The following is an 18,924-nucleotide window of genomic DNA, read 5'->3' as shown; positions in this document are numbered from 1 at the left end:
CTCAGCGGCCCTCCCCGGCGGAGCCGGCGGCGCCGACCCCGGCAGCGGCGGCATCGGCCGGAACAAGTCCGAGCCATTGCCTGATCTGCTTGCCGTCCTGGTCCAGCAGCGGCGGAGCCGTGTGGGCCTTGAGCGTGGTTTCCGCGGTGTCCGCGGCACTGAAGAAGCGCAGTGGCGGCCCCGGCAGGGTGACGTTACCGAGAATCTTGTGGTCGACGTCGATCACCAGGCCTTGCGAATGGACCTGTTCCCATTTGTACACCTCGTCCAGGGTGCGGACCTTGCCCGCCGGGATCCCGGCCTCGTTCAGCATGGCGAGCAGCGGCTCCGCCTCGTACTCGGCGAACGCGCGTTCCACCTCCTCGATGACCTTTTCCCGGTTCCGGACGCGCTCGGCGTTGGATGCGAACTCCGGGCGGTCCGCGTCAATGCCGAACGTCGAGGCAAACGTGCGCCACAGCTTCTCGCTGCCCACGCTGATCTGCACGCGGCCCTGCCGGCAGTGGAACAGGCCGTAGGGCGCGATGGACGGGTGGTGGTTGCCTTGGGCCTTGGGCACCTCGCCGGCAACGGTGGCGCGCGTGCCTTGGAACGCGTGCACACCGATCAAGGCGGCAAGCAGCGAGGTCCGCACGATCTGCCCCTGGCCCGTCCGTTCGCGCTGCAGCAGTGCCGCGAGCGTGCCGAACGCCCCGTACATGCCGGAGAGGAGGTCTGCGATCGGCACACCCACCCGCTGGGGGTCGTCCGGGCCGGAGCCGGTCAGGGACATCAGCCCGGCCTCACCCTGCAGGATCTGGTCGTAGCCGCTGCGGCGCGACTCCGGGCCGTCATGCCCGAAACCGGTGATGGACAGGACCACCAGCGAAGGGTTCAGCGCGTGCATCTCCGCTGCGGAGAACCCGAGCCGGTCCAGCACGCCGGGGCGGAAGTTTTCAATGACGACGTCGGCGCGTTCCAGCAGTTCGCGCAGAACCGTCCGCCCGTCGTCGCTCTTCAGGTCCAGGGCGATGGATTCCTTGTTGCGGTTGCAGGAGAGGAAGTACGTGGCCTGGGGATCGTCCTCGGGGCCGACGAACGGTGGCCCCCAGCCGCGCGTATCGTCTCCGGTGCCGGGATTCTCAACCTTGATGACCCGGGCGCCCAGATCCGCGAGCATCATGCCGGCATGCGGTCCGGCCAGGGCCCGGCTCAGGTCCACCACAAGGTAACCGGCGAGGGGGCCTTCGGGCTGGGGCGTGGATTCATGGCTCATGCTGGGTGTTCCTTCTCTTGCTTGGAGGGGCTGTTGGTGCTGTTCCGGCCGGCTACATCCAGCCGGGGAGCACCATGACCAGCCAGGCGATGGCCGGGCCGGCGATGACGACGATGCCGCTGTAGGCCAGGATCTGCTTGTAGAACTTGTCCTTGTCCACGTCCTCCGGGGCGTTGGCCAGAACCAGCGCACCGTTGGTGGAGAACGGCGAGACGTCAACGATCGTGGCGGCGACGGCCAGGGCGGCGATCACGCCGACGGCACCGATTTCGCCGGTGGACAGGAACGGGACGGCCAACGGGATGAGGGCGGCCAGGATGGCGGTGGAGGAGGCGAAGGCCGAGACCACGGCACCGATGTAGCAGATCAGCAGGGCCGCCAGCAGCGGCATCCCGAGGTGGGCGACGCCGTCGGACACGAACTTGATGGTGCCGGCTTCCTCAAGGACGCCCACGAAGGTGAGCATGCCGCAGATGAGCAGGACGGTGGACCAGCTGATCTTGTTGACGGCGCCCTTCTGGGCGGCGGGTGAGACGAGGGCCAGGACCATGGCGATGGTGATGGAGACGAACCCGACGTCCACCTTGAAACCGAGCGAGATGACGGCCAGCGCGATCAGGCCGGCAATGGTGACCAGCTGCGGAACGGTGGCGCGGGCACCGGCGGCGTCGGCCGGGCCAGCTGCTGACCGGGAGGCTGAAGCGGAGCCGGAGGTTCCCTTGCGGGCGACGCCGGAGGGGGAGATGTCGGAACCGGAGCCCTGCAGGGTGACACCGGCGGCGCGGGCGCCGACGCTGACGGCCATCCTGGACTCGGCGGCCTGCTCCATGAGCCGGCCGGTCTTGGTGGAGAGCAGTTTGCTGCCGCCCAGGACGATGAAAAGCACTACGGCGATGGCGAGGTTGAAGACAAAGCTGGCGAGGAAGATCGCCATGGGGCTGGCTTCGAGGTCCGTCTTGGCGATGATGCCGTTGACTGTGACGCCGTAGACGGCGATCGGGGAGAAGCCGCCGGCCTGCGCCCCGTGGATCACCATCATGCCCATCATGAGGGGGTTGATCCTGTGCTTCGCGGCGAAGCTCAGGGCGATGGGGGCGATGATCGCGACGGCGGCGGGGGACAGGGCGCCGACGGCAGTAATGACCGCCGTGATGGCGAACATGACCCAGGGGATGAGGGCCACCTTGCTGCCCACCATCCTGACCGCGCCACGGACCAGCAGGTCGATGGTTCCGTTGTTTTGGGCGATCGCGAAGAGGTACGTGACACCGACGATCGTCAGGAACAGGCCGCCGGGAAAGTTGGCGAGAATATCGCTGGTGGACATTCCCAGGACCACAGAGCCGAGCAGGAAGGCGCCTACGAAAGCCAAGGCGCCCATGTTGAGAGGCAGCACCGTGGCCAGCAGGAACATCACCGCCAGGATGATGATGGACAGGACGGGAGCGGACATCGTTGTTCCTCCGGGATGAGAGATTGATGTGATGTGGCTTACAAGCCCACTGGCCTAGCCTCCTAGACACTAGGTGACTTTGTCAATACTCCTCCGCTAAGCTGGTGCGATAACGCCGGAAGGATGCGCATGCCCAGGAAGACCGCAACGCAACAGATTTCCCGCGTCGCGCGCCCGCGCCTCTACGAGCAGCTCGTAGAGCAGTTGATGGACTTCATCGAGTCCGCGCAGCTGGGGCCCGGCGACACCCTTCCCGCGGAGCGGGACCTGGCCGAACGGCTGGGCGTCTCGCGGGCGACGCTTGCCCAGGCGCTGGTGGCCCTGGAGGTCCTCGGCGTCATCGACGTCCAACACGGCACCGGAGCGGTTCTTGTCTACCGGCCCAACGTTCCCTCGGTGCTCAAGGGACTGCGTGAGCACCGGAGCCGTCTTCCCGAGATTGTCGAAGCCCGCAGCACGCTCGAGGTCAAGCTGGCCGAGCTTGCTGCCGCGCGGCGCACGGACGAGGACATGCAGGCGATCGACAAGGCGCTTGACGTCATGGCGGAAGAGGTGGCTTCGGGCGCGAAGGGGGCCCACGGCGACGAGCTGTTCCACCAGGCCATCACCGCCGCGGCGCACTCCGGCGTGCTGGCTCAGCTGATGACCTTCATTGCCGGGATGATCCTCGAAACGCGGCTCGAGTCGCTGGGGCAGCCCGGCCGGCCGGAGCAGTCACTGGCATCCCACCGCAAGATCGCGGACGCCATCCGGGTCCAGGATTCGGAGGCCGCCGCGGCGGCGATGCTGGACCACATCACCCTCGTGTCCGACGTCGCCCTGCTGAAGTAAGCACGTGAAGCCGTTTCTGCTGCTCGCCTCGCGGGCCGAGGACGTCGCCGCGGAGGACGAATACGAGGCATACCTGCGCTTTGGCGGGCTGGAGCCGGACCAGCTGAAGCGGATCCGGATGGAGCGCGCGCCGCTGCCGGAGCTGGACCTGGACGACTATTCCGGCCTCATCGTGGGCGGCAGCCCGTTCACCTCGAGTGACCCTCCCGACAAGAAGAGTGCAGCCCAGCACCGCGTCGAGCGCGAATTGTCGGGGCTGCTGGACCGGATCGTGGCAGAGGATTTCCCGTTCCTGGGCGCCTGCTACGGAGTCGGCACCCTCGGCCTGCACCAGGGCGCAGTGATCGACCGGACCTACGGCGAGCAGCTGGGCGGCGTGACCATCAGCCTGAGCCCGGAAGGCCTGCAGGATCCGCTGCTGGCAGGCCTTCCGGCGCAGTTCACCGCCTTCACCGGCCACAAGGAAGGGTGCACGGTGCTGCCCCCGCACGCGGTACTGCTGGCGAGCTCCGCCGCCTGCCCGGTGCATATGTTCCGGATCAAACAGAACCTGTACGCCACCCAGTTCCACCCCGAACTGGACGCCGAAGGGCTGGTGACCAGGATCGACATCTACCGCAACGCCGGGTACTTCCCGCCCGAATCCGCCGAGGAGCTGATGGCGGCAGCCCGGACCTTCACCGCCACCGAACCCATGAAGATCCTGCGGAACTTCGTGAAGCTCTACGGCAGGTAACCGCAGCTGACTGTGGTGGGCGGGCAACTCTGCCCATTGACTTCGATCTGCGGAGGTCTACGGTTGGACTACGTCAACATTGATCTGTTGCGTGCGTGTGTGGCGAGGGGTCGCCACACCAACAATATGCGGCTGTTGCACGGACACGCCTCGGCGGCAGCTGCACCTTGCCAGCGTGGCGCTTCTCCCGAAGCCGCCTTCATTTTTCAGGTCTCAACCGAATCCGCAGGTAGCGTCCCATGACCGCTAATTTCATTACCGCCCTTGCCGTCAAGTCCTTCGATGAACCCGATAAGAAGAGGTGCCCGGACAAGGCCGAGGTGGACCTGGTCAGCGTCAACGATTTCTCCGTTGCCCGGCTGATCCTCGCCCCCGGCTGGCGCTGGTCCGAATGCACCAAGCCCACCGAGCAGACACCCTTCTGCCAGCACAACCACCTCGGGTTCTGCCTGTCCGGTGTCATGGAGGTGCAGGCGCCCGAGGGCGCCCGCTCCTTCATCCGCGCCAACGACACCTATGCGATTCCTCCGGGGCACGATGAGTGGGTGGTGGGTTCCGAGCCGTTCGTGGCCGTCGAATTCCTTGGCGCAGCGTCGTTCGGACGGCCGGTCAGCCGCGGCCTCCACGCCAGAATCTAACTGGCTCGAATCTGAGCCGGCCGAGTCCAGGCAGCCAGGGCCGTCCCCCTGAGCTGCCTTTGGCGTGCGCACTCCGGTGTATTGGCACGGCGTCCCGGAACGGCTAACGTCACTGCCATGGGATGCCGGTCCAGCTGAGGAGTCGCCGCCATGGCCATTATCGATAACGCGGTGTACGTGGCCGGACGCCGGACGGCTGATCCGGAAGGGCTGGAGGAGACTTACTTCCTGCTGCGGCAGCGCGAGGGTATGGCTTGGATCGGGCTCTACCGGCCCGACCCCCACGAGCTGCGGTCGGTGGCTGACGAGTTCGACCTTAGTGCCCTCGCGGTCGAGGACGCGCTTACCGGGCACCAGCGCGCCAAGCTGGAGCATTACGGTGAAACGCTCTTCCTGGTCCTGCGCCCGGCACGGTATCTTGACGACGTTGAAAAGGTGGAGTTCGGCGAGATCCACGTCTTCGCCGGGCCGGATTTCGTGGTCACCGTGCGCCGCGCGGAATCACCGGACCTGGCGCGGGTGCGCCGCCGTATGGAATCGCAGCCGGAGTTCCTGGCCCTGGGTCCCGACGCCGTGCTGTACGCCATCCTGGACCAGGTGGTTGACGAATACGAGCCTGTTGCGGCCGGCCTGGAAAACGACATCGACGAGATCGAGGACGAACTGTTCGGTGCGGACCCGGAGGTTTCCCGCCGCATCTATGAGCTGTCCCGCCAGGTCATCACCGTCCAGCGCGCCACCGGGCCACTGGCCGGAATCCTGCAGGCCCTGATCAGCGGAACGCACGAGCATAAGCCAGGCCCGGAACTCCAGGACCACCTCCGCGATGTGCTGGACCACGTCCTTCGCCTCAACGACAGGATCGCATCCTTCCGGGCGCTGCTGCAGAACGCGCTAGCGGTCAACGCAGCCCTTGTAGCCCAGCGCCAGAACGACGAGATGCGGCGCCTCACCGAGTCCAGCTTCGCGCAGAGCGAGCAGGTCAAGAGAATTTCCTCCTGGGCGGCCATTCTCTTCGCGCCCACGCTCATCGGCACCATCTACGGGATGAACTTTCATACGATGCCTGAGCTCGACTGGATCTTCGGCTATCCCATGGCACTGGGGCTGATGATCGGCATGGGGCTAATCCTGTACGCCACCTTCAAGCACAACAACTGGATCTAGCCTTCCCTTCGCCCCGGACCCCCAGCCGGCGCCTAAGCGGGGAAAGCTCAGGATTAAGCCGGTTTTTCCACAGGAGCCGAAGCTTCATCAAAGCTTCCGTGCAGCTGCGGCACCCTGCCGGGCCGCGGAAAATACACTGGATACAGCCCCTCCACTGGCTCTCCCCGCCGGCCCTCAGCTTTCGAAGGAACCCCAAAATTCGCGCTTCGTCTGTTCTCCGTCCTGCCCTGGCCTCGCTGCTGCTGACGGGCTTTGCCGCAGCCTTCGCCGGAGTCTCGCCGGGCACCGCCGACGCCGGCGCTGCCGCCACGAGCACTGCCGCAGCTCCTGCCCGCTACATTGTGCGCTACTCCGCCGGGACCGATGTTTCCTCGGCCGTGCGGAACCTGCGCTCGCGGAACATCGCCGTCGGACGCACCTTCGCCAAAGCCATTCGGGGCGCCGTGGTGACGGCAACGCCTGGGCAGGCCGCGGAACTGAAGCGCTCGGCGGGCGTGGCCGCCGTCGAACCCGACGCCCCGGTGACGGCAGCCGATACCCAGCAGTCCGCAACGTGGGGGCTGGACCGCATTGACCAGCGCGCCCTGCCGCTGTCCGGGACCTACACCTCGGCGTCCTCCGGCGCCGGCGTGAGCGCCTACGTCATTGACTCCGGCGTGCTGTCTGCGCACGCGGAGTTTGGCGGCCGCGTCACCCAGGGGTGGACCGCGATTTCCGACGGGTTGGGCACCGGGGACTGCAACGGCCACGGCACGCACGTTGCAGGCACCATCGCGGGGAAGACCTACGGCGTGGCCAAGGCGGCCACCGTGGTCCCCGTCCGCGTGCTGGACTGCAGCGGTTCGGGGTTCAACTCGGACGTCATCGCGGGCCTGGAGTGGATCGCTTCCAACCACCAGGCCGGAACCCCGGCCGTGGCCAACCTGAGCCTCGGCAGCCCCGCCAGCGCCATGGTGGACGCCGCGGTGCAGGGCATCATCAACGACGGCGTCACCGCAGTGGTCGCCGCCGGAAACTCCGCCGCCGATGCCTGCAACAGCTCCCCGGCCCGCGTTGCCGGCGCGCTGACCGTCGCCGCGAGCGACTCCGCGGACAAGCAGGCGGCGTTCTCCAACTACGGCAGCTGCGTTGACCTGTACGCTCCGGGCGTGGGCATCAAGTCCGCCTCCCCCAGCTCCACCACGGCGACGGCCCTGATGAGCGGCACCTCGATGGCCTCACCGCACGTGGCCGGCGCCGCAGCCGTGATGCTGTCCCGGTCGCCTGGGCTGCTGCCCGCAGACGTTGCGACGAAGCTGCTCTCCGCCGCCACTTCCGGCGCGGTCTCCGCCGCCACGGCCGGAACACCCAACCGCCTGCTCTTCACCGACCCCGCCGCCGCGGTCCTCGCCGCACCGGCCGTGACAGCGCTCAGCCCGGCAGCCAACTCCTCGGCTGCTGCCGTGGCAGCCAACGTCACCGCCACCTTCGGCACCGCCGTCCAAGGCGCTGAGCGGTTCCACCTTCATCCTCCGGAACGCTGCAGGAGCAACAGTGCCGGCCGCCGTCACCTACGACGCCGCCACGCACACCGCAACGCTGAACCCGGAGGGCCTGCTGGGTGCCTCGCAGAAGTACACGGCGACGCTGACCGGCGGAGCCTCGGCCATCCGGGACGCCGCAGGCACCCCCTTCGTGACGGGCAGTTGGTCCTTCACCGCGGCCGCGGCCCCCACGGTCACGGCACGCACGCCCGGCGCGAACGGCACCGAAATTGACGGCGGAAGCAATGTCACAGCCACCTTTGGCACCGCGGTGCAGGGCATCAGCGGCAGCAGCTTCGTGCTGCGCGGCCCGGGCGGCACCGTTGTTCCGGCGGCCGTCACCTACAGCGGTACCACCGGGACCGCCACGCTGAACCCCGCGGCCAACCTCGCCAACGACGCCACGTACACGGCGACGCTGACCGGCGGAGCCGCCGCCGTCCGCGACGCTGCAGGCACCCCGCTGGCCACCACCAGCTGGTCGTTCACCACCGGCCCGGCCCCCGTCATCACGGCCATCACCCCGCGCCCGGGCGCCACGCTGGTGCGGCGCGCCAACAACGTCGCGGTGACATTCAGTGAGGCCATCCAGGGGGCCGGCGCCGGCTCCGTTACGCTGAAGAACGCCGCCACGGGTGCCCTGGTGACGGCAACTGTTTCCCGCAACGGCATCACGAACCAGTGGATCCTGAACCCTTCGGCGACCCTCGCGGCGAGGACCAATTACACGGTCAGCGTGACCGGCGGAACCTCCGCGGTCCGCGACCTGGCGGGCAACCCGCTGAAATCCGCCAGCTGGACATTCACCACCGGTTCTCTCTGAGCGAGAGTAAACAGAGCACGACGGCGGCACATAAGTGCCGCCGTCGTGCTTCTGTTCAGTTGCTAGGACTCAAATAATTGGACTCTACTGGCGACTGCGCTAGTAGCCTTTATGCCCCTTGTCGAGGTCAATCCGAGCGGAGGCGTGGCTGGAATCCGACTTCCAAGTCCAGTGGCCGTGCCTGTCCTTGTCCTTGAACTGGATCTTAACGGTGTGGGACACCTTGACGTCCTTGTCACCGCGGTCGGCGGATACTTTCTCCTTATTGCTGAAGTATTTGTCTCCATGGACCCAGACCCAGCCGTGGTCACGCCCGAGGTCCTTGTCATGCCGTCCGTGACCCTGGAACATCTTGTGGTCGAAGTAGACCCTGGTGCCCTTGTCGCAGTGGATCTTGAACTTGAATTCAACCTTGACGGACTTGCCGTAGTCCCGATCTCTGTGGCCGTAGTCGACTTTCTTTGGCGTGTAAGCCGTAACGGAACAGTTGTCCTTCTTGCCGTGGTCCTGCATGCCAGCGCTGGCCGGGCCAGCTAAAGCAACGGGACCGGCTAGCAGTCCCAAGGAAACAGTCGAAACCATTGCGAGCTTGGCTGCCAAAGGGCGCCGCTGCCGTGTTGGCGAGGTGATGGTCATAGTTTTTGCTCCTGCGTAGCGATGCACACTGATATGTTCTGGCAGCACTAGCCGATCACGGGGAACGTGGAGACCTACCAACCACTTCTGCCGCTTTATGATCATCCACCCGGAATCGCCGGGTGGGCTTGGAGCGGATCCACTTCAAACGAAGTACGTGGATCCGGTTTCAACAGTTTACCTCCGGAAGTGCGTGTCAACACTTATTTACGGAAACTGTCAACCGGAAGCAGCTGCTTCCGGTTTCGGTCCGGCGGCCGACCACGCCAAGCTACCGCCGCCGGCCGCCTTCCCTTGCCAGGCTACTTGCGCAGAAAGGCGAGCAGGGCCTCGTTGACCTCTGCTCCATGGGTCCAGAGCAGGCCGTGCGGGGCGCCGTCGATCTCCAGGTAGTCAGCCTCCGGCAGGGCTTTGTTGAACTCCCGGCCGGTGGCGTCAATCGGCAGGATGTTGTCCGCGGTGCCGTGCACGATCAGTGCAGGGACGTCGATCTTCGGGATATCGGAGCGGAAGTCAGTGAGCCACGTGGGCTGGGCGGCCACCGAGGCGAACGCGCCGGCGCTGGCGGCGAGGTTCCAGCTTGCCCTGAGGGACTCCTCGCTGAGGCGGGGGGTACCCAGGAAAGTGTCGGTGTTGTAGAAGTTCTTGAAGAACTCCGTGAAGAAGGCGTAGCGGTCCGCTTTGACTGCCTCGGTGAGGCCGTCAAAGACGGACTGCGGCACGCCGGTGGGGTTGTCGTCGGCCTGCAGGAGGAAGGGTTCCAGGGACCCGAGGAAAGCGGCCTTGGCAACGCGTGCCGAGCCGAAGGTGGAGAGATACCTTGCCACCTCGCCTGTTCCCATCGAGAAGCCAACAAGCACCGCCTCGTTGAGGTCCAGGGCGGTCAGGAGGGTGTTGAGGTCGCCCGCGAAGGTGTCGTAGTCGTAGCCGGTAGTGGGCTTGCTGGACTTGCCGAAGCCGCGGCGGTCGTAGGTGATGACGCGGTAGCCGGCATCGAGCAGGGCGGCCGTCTGCTTCTCCCAGGAGGATCCGTCCAGGGGATAGCCGTGGATGAGGACAACAGCCTGTCCGGTTCCGTGGTCTTCGTAGTAGAGCTCGATGTCGGTGCTGTTTTCCTGTCCAACGGTGATGAAAGCCATGTCAGCATTCCCTTCGGTCTCGTGAGAACGGACGTCCTCATGCGGTGGTACCAACCTATCGGGATCGCGGGCCGGCGCGCGCGGCCTGTCACGGGGCGTAGCCTGCAGGAATGGCAGCGGAGACGGTGGTGTTGTGCAGGGCATGAAACGAATTGGCTTCCTGTCCTTCGGCCACTGGGGCCCGGTGCAGGGTTCCCGCACCCGGACGGCGCGTGATGCGCTGCTGCAGGGGATAGAGCTGGCCGTGGCCGCGGAGAAGCTGGGCATCGACGGCGCGTTTTTCCGCGTTCACCACTTCGCGCGCCAGCAGGCGTCGCCGTTTCCGCTACTCGCGGCCGCGGCGGCCCGCACCAGCCGCATTGAGCTCGGCACCGGCGTCATCGACATGCGCTACGAGAATCCGCTGTACATGGCTGAGGAGGCGGCGGCCGCGGACCTCATCAGCGGCGGCCGGCTCCAGCTCGGCATCAGCCGCGGCTCACCCGAGCCGGCTCGGAACGGCGCGGGCGCATTCGGCTATGTGCCGCGGCATGGCGAGAATGATGCCGACATGGCGCGACGCCACGCCGAGGAGTTTCGGCGGGCCATCGCCGGCGCCGGCGTTGTGGAGGCCGACCCCCGGTATGCCGGTGGGGCCACCGGGCTGCTGCCCGTCCAACCCCGCTCCGAGGGTCTGCCCGAGCGGATCTGGTGGGGCGCCGGAACCCGGAAGACGGCGGTCTGGGCAGCCGAGCGCGGGATGAATCTCATGAGCTCCACCCTGCTGACCGAGGATACCGGCGTGCCATTCCACGAGCTCCAGGCCGAGCAGATCGCGATGTTCCGTGAGGCGTGGGCGGCGGCCGGGCATGGCCGTGAGCCGCGGGTTTCGGTCAGCCGCAGCGTCCTGCCGCTGGCCGATGACGAGGACCGGCAGTACTTCGGGCTGAGCGCCCTCCGCGAGGGCCGGGACCAGGTCGGGGCACTCGACGGCACGCTGGCCCGATTCGGCAAGAGCTACATCGGTGAGCCGGACATCATCGCCGGCGAGCTCGCCGCCGATGCCGCGGTGCAGGCAGCGGACACACTACTGCTGACCGTTCCCAACCAGCTCGGGGTGGAGTACAACACCAAGCTGCTGGCCACCATTGCCCGCCACGTGGCCCCATCCCTGGGATGGGCGCCGCAGGATGTGCCGGAGCGGGCGTAACCGGCTGGCAGCCCTCGTCGCCGGGCTGCTCGCAACCTCGCTGCGGCGGTCCCAGGTGTGCCTAGACTGGGACGCGACCGGCATTTCCCAGTGAGAGGCAGTGGCATGACCGACAGCAAGCGCAACGCGGAAGAGCCCAGCGACCTTCGGGGCCCCGGCGACCCGGACGCCGTCGAACAGGAGCAGCCCCATCCCGAGGCTGGCACGGCGCACAACATCCGTGAGGAACAGATGACACAGGCGGGCGGAACAGTGCCCGCCAGCTACGTGGGCAGTGGATCGCCGGAGGGCCAACGCAAGCCGGAAGAGGCCGCGGACGAATCCGGGCTGTGGGACGCAGAGGACAGCTAGCTAAGCCCAGGGAATAACCCTGTCGGCGCGGAAGCGGGTGGCTTCGATCAGGCGGGTATTGGCTGCGTCCGGACCGTTTGCCCAGGCCTCGGCCGCAGCACGGTCCATGCCGAAGAGCATGTGCCGTTCAACCAGGCGGGCAAGGCGCAGGTCGTGCGGTGTGTCGATGAACCACACCTCGTCCAGTTGTGCCCGCACCTGCTGCCAGCGCGGACCGTCGCTGAGCAGGTAATTGCCCTCGGTGATGATGATGGGGACGGTGGATGGAATGGCGAGCGATGCGGCCACGGGCTCATCGATCGTCCGCCGGAATTCCGGCGCGTATACGACCTCCTCGTCCCGGCGCACAAGCCGCCGCAGGAGCGAAAGGTAACCGCCGACGTCGAACGTGTCCGGGGCACCCTTGCGTTGCCGCAGGGGAGTGCCGTCAATGATGGCGTTGCCCAGGTGGAAACCGTCCATGGGCACCACGAGGGCCGAGTCGGAGCCCAGGGCGTTCGCCAGGCAGGCCGAAAAGGTGGACTTGCCGGACCCCGGGGAACCTGCCACGCCGAGCAGAATCCGCCTTCCGGAGGTCATCCGGCTGCGCAGTTCGGCGACGGCCTGCTGGATTTCTCCGGATTCGAAAGCGCGGACGGCCTGGGGCTCAACGTCTTGCGGCTCAACGTCTTGCGGCTCAACGTTTGAAAGGGTCATGCACAGCATCCTAGGCGAGGCCCGGGGGAGCGCAGCGCACGATGTGACGTGCGGAGTTCAGTCCAGCGGAATGGTGATGGTGATGGCCGTGCCGGTGCCGGGAGCAGAGGTGATGTTCACGGTCCCGCCCGCTTCCTCGACCGCCTGTGAAATGGTCTTGAGCCCCAGGCGATCGGCCTCGCCTTCCCCTGTTGCCCGGGGAACTGCTTCGAAGCCGGTACCGTTGTCGGCGACCATCAGGCGGATGCCGTGGAAAACGGCGGCAAGGCGGACAGTGACATCCGTGGCATGGGCATGTTTGAAGGTGTTGCTCAGCGCCACCTGCGCAGACTGATACAGCAGCGAGGCGCAGCCGGAGGAGATCTCCACGCCGTGATGGGGCGTCTCCCAATGGACGCAGGTGCCTTGGCGGCGCAGGGGGACCGTGAGCCGGTCAATGCAGCCGGCGAGCCCCAGCCGGTGAAAGTCCACGGGCTTCCGATCGGTGATGACGCCGCCGACTGCGACGACTTCCTCGAGAGCTGGTGAGTAGTTCATGGCGCCCCCCGCTTCCTTGCGGTCCTAGTTGCATGCTTTCCCTGGAAGGATCGCTCCTCCAGGGGCTGATGCTTAAGGGTGGCGCGGGCCGATCAGGCTTGCCGCAGCTTTAACTCGGGATCCAATCAAGTTTTCGCAAGATCTTGCGCGCAGCTACTGGGCCACCATCCAGGGCTGGAGTGCCTGTTGCGGATACGTGGCGGCATCAGCTGCATCGAGGACCTCCAACGCTGTCATGTGCGCGGCCGCCGCTACTTCACTGATCGGCTTGCCGTGGGTTACAGCCGCGGCAACTGCATGCTGCAGGGTTGCCGCTGCCGGGTCGTGCTCCGCCTGTGTGGATTCCAGGGTCGCCACGGCTTCTTCCACCGCGCGGATGTCGTCGTCCATTGTGCCCTCCGTCTCTGCTCCATTGCAGTGACTCCAGCGTCCGGGGGGACCCACATTTCCCGAAGACGAGGCGTCATGTTCCTAACACAATAAGACAGACAGGTCTGTCTCTGCCAGTCCCAAGGTACACTGATTCTCTGATGAGTGCTCCTGATGCAACCGGGGATGCCGTGATGCCTGAAGAGGTGCGGACCGGCCATAGTGAACCCGTGGACCGGATCCTCGCCACTGCCTACGAGCTGTTCTCCCACCGCGGTGTCCGCGACGTCGGAATCAATGAGCTGATCGAACGGTCCGGCGTAGCTAAATCCACTTTTTACCGCCACTTCCCGTCCAAGGATGCACTGGTTCTGGCTTTCCTGGCACTCCGCGACCAGGTTTGGACGGTGGACCTCATTGTCTCCGAGGCGAGGCGCAGGGGGACCACGCCCGAAGGCCGCCTGCTTGCCATCTTCGACGTCTTCGGCGACTGGTTCGAGCGGGACGATTTCGAAGCGTGCACCTTCATCAACGTCCTCCTCGAGATGGGACCGGGGCATCCGCTTGGCGAGGCCAGCATCGGTTACCTCGCCAGAATCCGGGGTCACATCCAGGCACTTGCCGAGGAGGCGGGGCTGGAGCGCCCTGACGAATTCGCACGCTCCTGGCACATCCTGATGAAGGGTTCCATAATTTCCGCCACAGAAGGCGACTTCCTCGCTTCCAAGCGGGCGCAGCAGATGGCCGGCTGGCTGATCGCGCACCACCGGAGCTGACACCGCGGGACGCTATCAGTCGAGCCGGAGCAGGTTCCGCAGTGGAGCCGGCAGCCACTTCGGCTTCGCTCCGTCAACTGTGTTCCCGCTACTTTCCATCGGCCCCTCAGCAACGCCTGCTGCGGAGTAGTCTCCGCCCGCCGGGAGGGAGCTGCCGCCCGCTGCCGGCGGGAGACACGCGTTTTCGGTCAGGTGGCACAGCAGCGCTTGTTCGGGGGATCCCGGATGTGAGGCCAGGTGCTGCAGCAGCCGGTGCCGGGCTTCCGACTGGACATCCGTGGTGGCGAGAATGTCAAGGATGAGTTCGATGACCTGGGCGCGCATCACGGTCCTGTCAATGGACCTCAGCGAGTCGCTGCAGAAAACCTCGAACGCATCCTCCGCATCCTGGGTGCATCGCCCCGGTTCAGCAGCCGTCTTCAGCCCTTCGGGCTCAGCCGGCGTGGGGACACTAGCGTCCATCGGGACCTCCGTGAAGGTTCGCGTTTTCTTCCGGCTTCCTCATCGCGGTTCCTCCGTTGGCGGCATGATCCTTTTGCATGGCGCCAGTGTGCGGTATTCCTCCTGTGAAAACCTCGCTGCCGGCACCCCTCCATGGAATGTTCTGGCCGGAAATTGGGGGGCCAACGCAGCGAAAAGTCCTTCTCCGCCCGGAGCACGGGCGCGTCTGCCGGAAAGTTCCCGGTTTTTCATAGGGAAACTTCCGGATTGGTGTGCGCTGAGCTGCGGAAGGCGGGGAGGGCAGCCACTCGATGGGCGCCCGGACCACCGCCTTAACAAGCGTTCCGCAAGGGCGTAGCTTTGTTGGTGTTGGGACCCATTCCGGTCCTCCGCATCCTGCAATGGGGGACGGAAGCTGACAGGAGGTAACAGCGATGACCAACATATTCAGGCGTGCCGGCGTCGACATCCCGGAACCCTTCCGCCGCTTCCTGGAGGGAGACTTGGACGCCTGGCTGCGGGTTGAGGAATACCGTGAGGGCGGCTCACTGGTGGTAAAGGCCGAAGCGCCGGGTATCGATCCTGACAATGACGTAGACATCACCCTGGCCGGCAGTCAACTGCAGATCACCGTCCGCCGTGAAGAAAAATCGGAGCACAAGGACAAGGAAGGGTACCGCTCGGAATTCCGCTTTGGCACATTTTCGCGGACCGTTAGTCTCCCCGCCCCGGTGAACCAGGAGGACATCCGTGCGTCGTACACTGACGGCGTTCTGGAAGTGCGCGTTCCGTTGAACGAGGAGCCCGCTGCGGGCGGCCAGAAGATCCGCGTCTCCCGCGGCGCTGGAGCTGCCGGTGCAGGAACCGACGGGGCTTCACGGACTACGGGGCAGGAACCCGAAGGCCAGAGTTTCGGTGGCCCCTAGCCCGGCTGCTCAGCCCTCGTAGTGGGTCTTTGCCGGGCCCTGTCCAAGCGAGTCAACGATCGACGTCGCAATGCTGTGTAGCTTGATGTTGCGCGTACTCGACGCTGCCTTGAGCAGCTCGAAGGCTTCCTCCTGGCTGCACCTGTTCTGCGCCATGATCACGCCGACGGCGACGTCGATCACCGTCCGGGTTTCGAGCGTGGCCTTGAGGTTCGCCGCCGCGTCGCTGTAGTGGGCGAATCGCACCGCCAGCCGCAGGGCCATCGACGTCTGGCTGACAAAGTCCTGCGCAAGTTCCAGGACCCGCCCCTCGAAACGTCCTGGCCGGTGTGAGTAAAGGTTCAGGGCGGCCCGGGTCTCGCCCTCAAGCACAAACGGAATGGCGAGGATTGACCGGACTCCTTGCCCCAGCACCTTCTGGGCGTAGCTGGCCCAACGGTCGTGCTTCCGGAGATCGGTGATATGGATGGTGACCTGCTCGCGCGAGGCCGTCATGCAGGGACCGTCGCCGAAGTCGTACTGGATCTCGTCCATGGCCTGCGCCTCAGGGCTGCTGCTCGCCACGGTGGCTGCCTTGCGGTGCCGCAGCAGGGTTACGCCGCAGAGGACTTCGTCCCCGGGTTCGGACAGGCTGCGTGCGGAGATCCGGGCGAGCTCGTGGAGGAATTCGCCCACGTCGGAGCTGGTGAGCACAAGCTCGTTGAGGTGCTCCGTGATTGAGGTTTCAGGTTTTGCGGTCGACTCGCTGGCCACGATCTTTCGGTACCGTTTCGCTCGGGTCAAGACGAACCGGCGGGCGCAGCGCAGGTACCCCGTGGCCGGGGCGGATAGCAGCGAGCAAGGTGCCGGATCGAACAACAATCCATCGGCCTTCTGCTAAACCGTACCGAGAAAATATACACCAGTTCGGCACGCGCCATGGCCGCGGTTACGGCGGCGGGCCCTAGGCTTGGGGAAGGTGCCGGGCGGCGGGAGCCGCTGCGGCCAACGGAGGACGGCCGCCCTGGCCAGGGCGGCCAAACCAACAGGAGGAGGCCGCGGTGAGAATTGCCGTAACGGGAGGCAGCGGAAAGCTCGGACGGAACGTGGTCCGCAGGCTTGTGGCGGACGGGCATTCGGTTCGCAACCTGGACCGGACGGGTGACCGGAGCCCGCATTTCACCGCCGTGGATCTGCGCAATTACGGGCAGGTCGTCGACGTCATCCTGGGTCTCGATGACCGGCACCAGGGCTTCGACGCGATAGTCCATCTGGGTGCCATCCCCGCTCCAGGGCTGGTGCCCGACGCCGCCACATTCGAGAACAACATGCTGTCCACCTACAACGTGTTCCAGGCGGCCCGCAGGGCCGGCATCAAAAAAATCGTGTATGCATCCAGTGAGACGGTGCTGGGACTGCCGTTCGACGTCGACCCTCCCTACATCCCGGTAGATGAGGAATATCCGGCGCGCCCGGAGAGCACCTACTCTCTGGTGAAGCACCTCGAGGAGCAGATGGCGATCCAGATGACGCGCTGGGACCCGGAGCTGAGCATCGTTGGACTCCGCTTCTCCAACGTCATGGATCCGGAGGACTACGAGGAGTTTCCGTCCTTTGACTCGGACGCGGCCCTGCGCAAATGGAACCTCTGGGGTTACATCGATGCCCGGGACGGTGCCCAGGCGGTGGCACGCGCACTGGAATACAGGGCGCCGGGGTTCGAGGCCTTCATCATTGCCAACGAGGACACCGTGATGAGCCGTTCCAGTGCCAGCTTGGCTCAGGAAGTGTTCCCGCGGGTGGAAGTCACGAAGCAGCTGGGCGAGCACGAGACCCTGCTCTCCATCGACAAGGCCAGGCGGCTCCTGGGCTACGCGCCCGAGCACAGTTGGCGGAACTACCACTCGAACCGCACGACGCCCACGGAGGACTGAGCGGGAACGGACACTTGTGGCCCTGGCTGCGGCCGTGGAAGGGGGCTTAAGTGTCCGCTCGCGCTTTGCTGGGCGGTGGTGGGGCTAGGCGCGGGCCTGGAGGCCGGGCACGCCGTCGTCGATCCGGAAGGACGCCTTGGTACTGACCGGAGAACCCGGAGTGTTGACGTAGTCCAGCACGCGGAAGTCAGCCGTCAGGGAGTCCTTCGTGATGGTGGTCCGAACATAGCCGCGCTGGTCGTTGTAGAACTTCAGGTGCTCGTTCCAGGCCATGGTTTCGGCGGCCTGATTGCGGTCCCGCTCGGCGAAGAACACTTGCTGGCCCAGGAGGTCCCAGCGCGCCTTGGACTTGCGGAAACCGTCGAGCAGCCACTGCTCCTGCTCGGCTCCGGTGATGGTCCGGTTCTCCGCCAGGCGCTCTTGGACGTTCTTCCGCCAGCCGTCCCCGGCCAGCTGGTCGTCCCGGTATTGCCGCGTGTCCATCATGTGGAAGTTGGCGAGCTGGCCCCACTGGACCGTGCGATAGATCTTCATGTCCGCCCCGGCGGGCATGGACGGCGCGCGAAGCGGCATGTTCTCGTAATACGCCTGGAACGCGGCGGCCCGGCGCTTCCTGAAGTTGGCCGCAGTGTCGTTCAGCTGGGCCGGGTCCGCGTTTTCCGGCACCTCGTCCGCCCAGTTGTTATCCACCTCGTGGTCATCCCAGACCACCAGCCACGGCGCGGCGGCATGCGCAGCCTGCAGGTCGGCGTCGGCCTTGTACTGGGCGTGGCGCTGACGGTAGTTCTCCAGCGTCACCGTCTCCGGCCCCTCGTGGTCGCGGACGTTCCCGCCGCCGGTCACGTAGGAGCCCTTCTTGTACTCGTACTGGTAATCGCCAAGGTGCAGCACCAGGTCCGGCTGGTCCTCGGCGAGGCGGCGGTAGGCCGTGAAGAAACCGTGCTCGTACTGGGCGCAGCTGGCGAAGGACATGGCCAGCGCGGCCGGCGTCTCGTACCAGGCCGGGCTGGTCAGCGTGCGGCCGACAGGGCTGATGTGGCGGCCGGCGCGGAACCGGTAGAAGTATTCGCGGCCCGGCTTCAGGCCGCGCAGGTCCGCATGGACGGAGTGGGCGCTTTCCGGCAGGGCCTGCTCCACGCCGCGCTGGACCACGTTCCGCATTGCAGGGTCCTCGGCAACCTCCCAGGCCACGGCGACAACTCGGGAGGGCATGCCGCCGAGCCCGTCTTCCGCGAGCGGGTTGAGCGCGAGCCGGGTCCAGAGCACGAAGCCGTCTGGCCAGGGGTCGCCGGACGCGACGCCGAGGGTGAACGGATCGGTGGGGAGGCTCGCTTCTGCATTCCGGGGATCGGCGACGGCGGTGCCGGGCAGGGCCATAACGAGGCCGGCCCCGAGGCTGCTGGTGATGAGTGTTCTGCGCGTGATGTCCATGGCCCCGAACCTAACGAGGCAGCTTGGACAGTCGAGGACGCGCGCGTGAATCGCGAGTGAACGGTAACACGCCGTCCGGCGAAGCGGCGGGCCG

At 66.1% G+C, this 18,924-nt stretch carries 20 protein-coding genes and 2 pseudogenes; 12 read left to right on the top strand and 10 right to left on the bottom strand.

Features of this window, described 5'->3' with window-relative positions:
• Position 1: 1 nt before the first annotated feature.
• The gene (locus QFZ23_RS20655; protein ID WP_306925847.1) at positions 2-1,255 is read right to left on the bottom strand and encodes a CaiB/BaiF CoA transferase family protein; all 1,254 of its coding nucleotides are present in this window, start codon (positions 1,253-1,255) and stop codon (positions 2-4) included.
• Positions 1,256-1,307: 52 nt separating this feature from the next.
• Positions 1,308-2,708 (bottom strand): SLC13 family permease, encoded by a 1,401-nt coding sequence (locus QFZ23_RS20650; protein WP_306925845.1) that lies wholly within the window; start codon positions 2,706-2,708, stop codon positions 1,308-1,310.
• A gap of 129 nt (positions 2,709-2,837) precedes the next feature.
• Between QFZ23_RS20650 and QFZ23_RS20645 the strand changes: the two genes are divergently transcribed.
• The 7 genes and pseudogenes from QFZ23_RS20645 to QFZ23_RS20615 all read left to right on the top strand — a co-directional run bounded on the left by QFZ23_RS20645 (position 2,838) and on the right by QFZ23_RS20615 (position 8,426).
• Entirely contained in the window at positions 2,838-3,539 is a 702-nt protein-coding gene (locus tag QFZ23_RS20645; RefSeq protein ID WP_306925843.1) for a FadR/GntR family transcriptional regulator, read from the top strand.
• A gap of 4 nt (positions 3,540-3,543) precedes the next feature.
• A complete protein-coding gene (locus tag QFZ23_RS20640) occupies positions 3,544-4,275 on the top strand; it encodes a glutamine amidotransferase (RefSeq protein WP_306925842.1) in 732 nt (243 codons plus the stop codon).
• Positions 4,276-4,514: 239 nt separating this feature from the next.
• The gene (locus tag QFZ23_RS20635) at positions 4,515-4,913 is read left to right on the top strand and encodes a cupin domain-containing protein (RefSeq protein ID WP_306925840.1); all 399 of its coding nucleotides are present in this window, start codon (positions 4,515-4,517) and stop codon (positions 4,911-4,913) included.
• 150 nt (positions 4,914-5,063) lie between these two features.
• Positions 5,064-6,080, top strand: coding sequence for a magnesium and cobalt transport protein CorA (locus QFZ23_RS20630; protein WP_306925838.1), 1,017 nt, complete (start codon positions 5,064-5,066; stop codon positions 6,078-6,080).
• Between the two features lie 98 nt (positions 6,081-6,178).
• Positions 6,179-7,342 (top strand): annotated as a pseudogene (locus QFZ23_RS20625) (S8 family serine peptidase); the annotation flags it as partial.
• A gap of 271 nt (positions 7,343-7,613) precedes the next feature.
• Positions 7,614-7,718: pseudogene (locus tag QFZ23_RS20620) on the top strand (hypothetical protein); the annotation flags it as partial.
• 36 nt (positions 7,719-7,754) lie between these two features.
• Positions 7,755-8,426: an Ig-like domain-containing protein gene (locus QFZ23_RS20615; protein ID WP_306926958.1), complete on the top strand. Its 672-nt coding sequence runs from the start codon at positions 7,755-7,757 to the stop codon at positions 8,424-8,426.
• 99 nt (positions 8,427-8,525) lie between these two features.
• On the opposite strand, the gene QFZ23_RS20610 is transcribed toward QFZ23_RS20615, so the two are convergent.
• Both QFZ23_RS20610 and QFZ23_RS20605 read right to left on the bottom strand, forming a co-directional pair.
• The gene (locus QFZ23_RS20610) at positions 8,526-9,062 is read right to left on the bottom strand and encodes a hypothetical protein (protein WP_306925836.1); all 537 of its coding nucleotides are present in this window, start codon (positions 9,060-9,062) and stop codon (positions 8,526-8,528) included.
• A gap of 302 nt (positions 9,063-9,364) precedes the next feature.
• Positions 9,365-10,201 (bottom strand): alpha/beta fold hydrolase, encoded by an 837-nt coding sequence (locus QFZ23_RS20605; protein ID WP_306925835.1) that lies wholly within the window; start codon positions 10,199-10,201, stop codon positions 9,365-9,367.
• A 142-nt stretch (positions 10,202-10,343) separates the two neighbouring features.
• Here QFZ23_RS20605 and QFZ23_RS20600 point away from each other — a divergent pair, with 142 nt between their 5' ends.
• Together QFZ23_RS20600 and QFZ23_RS20595 are read left to right on the top strand one after the other, a co-directional pair.
• The gene (locus tag QFZ23_RS20600) at positions 10,344-11,390 is read left to right on the top strand and encodes an LLM class flavin-dependent oxidoreductase (protein WP_306925834.1); all 1,047 of its coding nucleotides are present in this window, start codon (positions 10,344-10,346) and stop codon (positions 11,388-11,390) included.
• 105 nt (positions 11,391-11,495) lie between these two features.
• Entirely contained in the window at positions 11,496-11,741 is a 246-nt protein-coding gene (locus QFZ23_RS20595; RefSeq protein WP_306925832.1) for a hypothetical protein, read from the top strand.
• Here the strand turns inward: QFZ23_RS20595 and QFZ23_RS20590 are convergent, their stop codons facing one another.
• The 3 genes from QFZ23_RS20590 to QFZ23_RS20580 form a co-directional block, all read right to left on the bottom strand.
• Entirely contained in the window at positions 11,742-12,437 is a 696-nt protein-coding gene (locus tag QFZ23_RS20590) for a nucleoside/nucleotide kinase family protein (RefSeq protein WP_306925831.1), read from the bottom strand.
• A gap of 57 nt (positions 12,438-12,494) precedes the next feature.
• Positions 12,495-12,974, bottom strand: a complete 480-nt coding sequence (locus QFZ23_RS20585; protein ID WP_306925830.1) for a sensor histidine kinase — start codon at positions 12,972-12,974, stop codon at positions 12,495-12,497.
• A gap of 153 nt (positions 12,975-13,127) precedes the next feature.
• Positions 13,128-13,364 carry a hypothetical protein gene (locus tag QFZ23_RS20580; protein WP_306925829.1) on the bottom strand — a complete coding sequence of 79 codons (237 nt, stop codon included), beginning with the start codon at positions 13,362-13,364 and terminating at the stop codon, positions 13,128-13,130.
• A gap of 140 nt (positions 13,365-13,504) precedes the next feature.
• Here QFZ23_RS20580 and QFZ23_RS20575 point away from each other — a divergent pair, with 140 nt between their 5' ends.
• Positions 13,505-14,119, top strand: a complete 615-nt coding sequence (locus QFZ23_RS20575) for a TetR/AcrR family transcriptional regulator (protein WP_306925827.1) — start codon at positions 13,505-13,507, stop codon at positions 14,117-14,119.
• 15 nt (positions 14,120-14,134) lie between these two features.
• Here the strand turns inward: QFZ23_RS20575 and QFZ23_RS20570 are convergent, their stop codons facing one another.
• A complete protein-coding gene (locus QFZ23_RS20570; protein WP_306925825.1) occupies positions 14,135-14,581 on the bottom strand; it encodes a hypothetical protein in 447 nt (148 codons plus the stop codon).
• A 413-nt stretch (positions 14,582-14,994) separates the two neighbouring features.
• Here QFZ23_RS20570 and QFZ23_RS20565 point away from each other — a divergent pair, with 413 nt between their 5' ends.
• On the top strand, positions 14,995-15,486 hold the full coding sequence (locus tag QFZ23_RS20565) for an Hsp20/alpha crystallin family protein (protein ID WP_306925823.1): 492 nt from the start codon (positions 14,995-14,997) through the stop codon (positions 15,484-15,486).
• A gap of 9 nt (positions 15,487-15,495) precedes the next feature.
• Here QFZ23_RS20565 and QFZ23_RS20560 read toward each other — a convergent pair whose 3' ends face one another.
• A complete protein-coding gene (locus tag QFZ23_RS20560) occupies positions 15,496-16,239 on the bottom strand; it encodes a GAF and ANTAR domain-containing protein (RefSeq protein WP_306925822.1) in 744 nt (247 codons plus the stop codon).
• A gap of 287 nt (positions 16,240-16,526) precedes the next feature.
• On the opposite strand from QFZ23_RS20560, the gene QFZ23_RS20555 reads away from it, so the two are divergent.
• The gene (locus QFZ23_RS20555; protein ID WP_306925820.1) at positions 16,527-17,399 is read left to right on the top strand and encodes an NAD-dependent epimerase/dehydratase family protein; all 873 of its coding nucleotides are present in this window, start codon (positions 16,527-16,529) and stop codon (positions 17,397-17,399) included.
• Positions 17,400-17,483: 84 nt separating this feature from the next.
• Here the strand turns inward: QFZ23_RS20555 and QFZ23_RS20550 are convergent, their stop codons facing one another.
• The gene (locus QFZ23_RS20550) at positions 17,484-18,830 is read right to left on the bottom strand and encodes an alkaline phosphatase D family protein (protein WP_306925818.1); all 1,347 of its coding nucleotides are present in this window, start codon (positions 18,828-18,830) and stop codon (positions 17,484-17,486) included.
• Between the last annotated feature and the right edge of the window lie 94 nt (positions 18,831-18,924).

The sequence above is a fragment of the Arthrobacter globiformis genome (assembly GCF_030818015.1).
GTDB lineage: Bacteria > Actinomycetota > Actinomycetes > Actinomycetales > Micrococcaceae > Arthrobacter > Arthrobacter globiformis_C.
This window is presented reverse-complemented; position numbering and strand designations above follow the sequence as displayed.

Excerpts from the sequence above, each read along its gene's own strand:
- QFZ23_RS20655 (WP_306925847.1), bottom strand. The coding sequence starts at position 1,255 with ATGAGCCATGAATCCACGCCCCAGCCCGAAGGCCCCCTCGCCGGTTAC.
- QFZ23_RS20650 (WP_306925845.1), bottom strand. The coding sequence starts at position 2,708 with ATGTCCGCTCCCGTCCTGTCCATCATCATCCTGGCGGTGATGTTCCTG.
- QFZ23_RS20645 (WP_306925843.1), top strand. The coding sequence starts at position 2,838 with ATGCCCAGGAAGACCGCAACGCAACAGATTTCCCGCGTCGCGCGCCCG.
- QFZ23_RS20635 (WP_306925840.1), top strand. The coding sequence starts at position 4,515 with ATGACCGCTAATTTCATTACCGCCCTTGCCGTCAAGTCCTTCGATGAA.
- QFZ23_RS20630 (WP_306925838.1), top strand. The coding sequence starts at position 5,064 with ATGGCCATTATCGATAACGCGGTGTACGTGGCCGGACGCCGGACGGCT.
- QFZ23_RS20610 (WP_306925836.1), bottom strand. The coding sequence starts at position 9,062 with ATGACCATCACCTCGCCAACACGGCAGCGGCGCCCTTTGGCAGCCAAG.
- QFZ23_RS20605 (WP_306925835.1), bottom strand. The coding sequence starts at position 10,201 with ATGGCTTTCATCACCGTTGGACAGGAAAACAGCACCGACATCGAGCTC.
- QFZ23_RS20600 (WP_306925834.1), top strand. The coding sequence starts at position 10,344 with ATGAAACGAATTGGCTTCCTGTCCTTCGGCCACTGGGGCCCGGTGCAG.
- QFZ23_RS20595 (WP_306925832.1), top strand. The coding sequence starts at position 11,496 with ATGACCGACAGCAAGCGCAACGCGGAAGAGCCCAGCGACCTTCGGGGC.
- QFZ23_RS20590 (WP_306925831.1), bottom strand. The coding sequence starts at position 12,437 with ATGACCCTTTCAAACGTTGAGCCGCAAGACGTTGAGCCGCAAGACGTT.
- QFZ23_RS20585 (WP_306925830.1), bottom strand. The coding sequence starts at position 12,974 with ATGAACTACTCACCAGCTCTCGAGGAAGTCGTCGCAGTCGGCGGCGTC.
- QFZ23_RS20580 (WP_306925829.1), bottom strand. The coding sequence starts at position 13,364 with ATGGACGACGACATCCGCGCGGTGGAAGAAGCCGTGGCGACCCTGGAA.
- QFZ23_RS20575 (WP_306925827.1), top strand. The coding sequence starts at position 13,505 with ATGAGTGCTCCTGATGCAACCGGGGATGCCGTGATGCCTGAAGAGGTG.
- QFZ23_RS20570 (WP_306925825.1), bottom strand. The coding sequence starts at position 14,581 with ATGGACGCTAGTGTCCCCACGCCGGCTGAGCCCGAAGGGCTGAAGACG.
- QFZ23_RS20565 (WP_306925823.1), top strand. The coding sequence starts at position 14,995 with ATGACCAACATATTCAGGCGTGCCGGCGTCGACATCCCGGAACCCTTC.
- QFZ23_RS20550 (WP_306925818.1), bottom strand. The coding sequence starts at position 18,830 with ATGGACATCACGCGCAGAACACTCATCACCAGCAGCCTCGGGGCCGGC.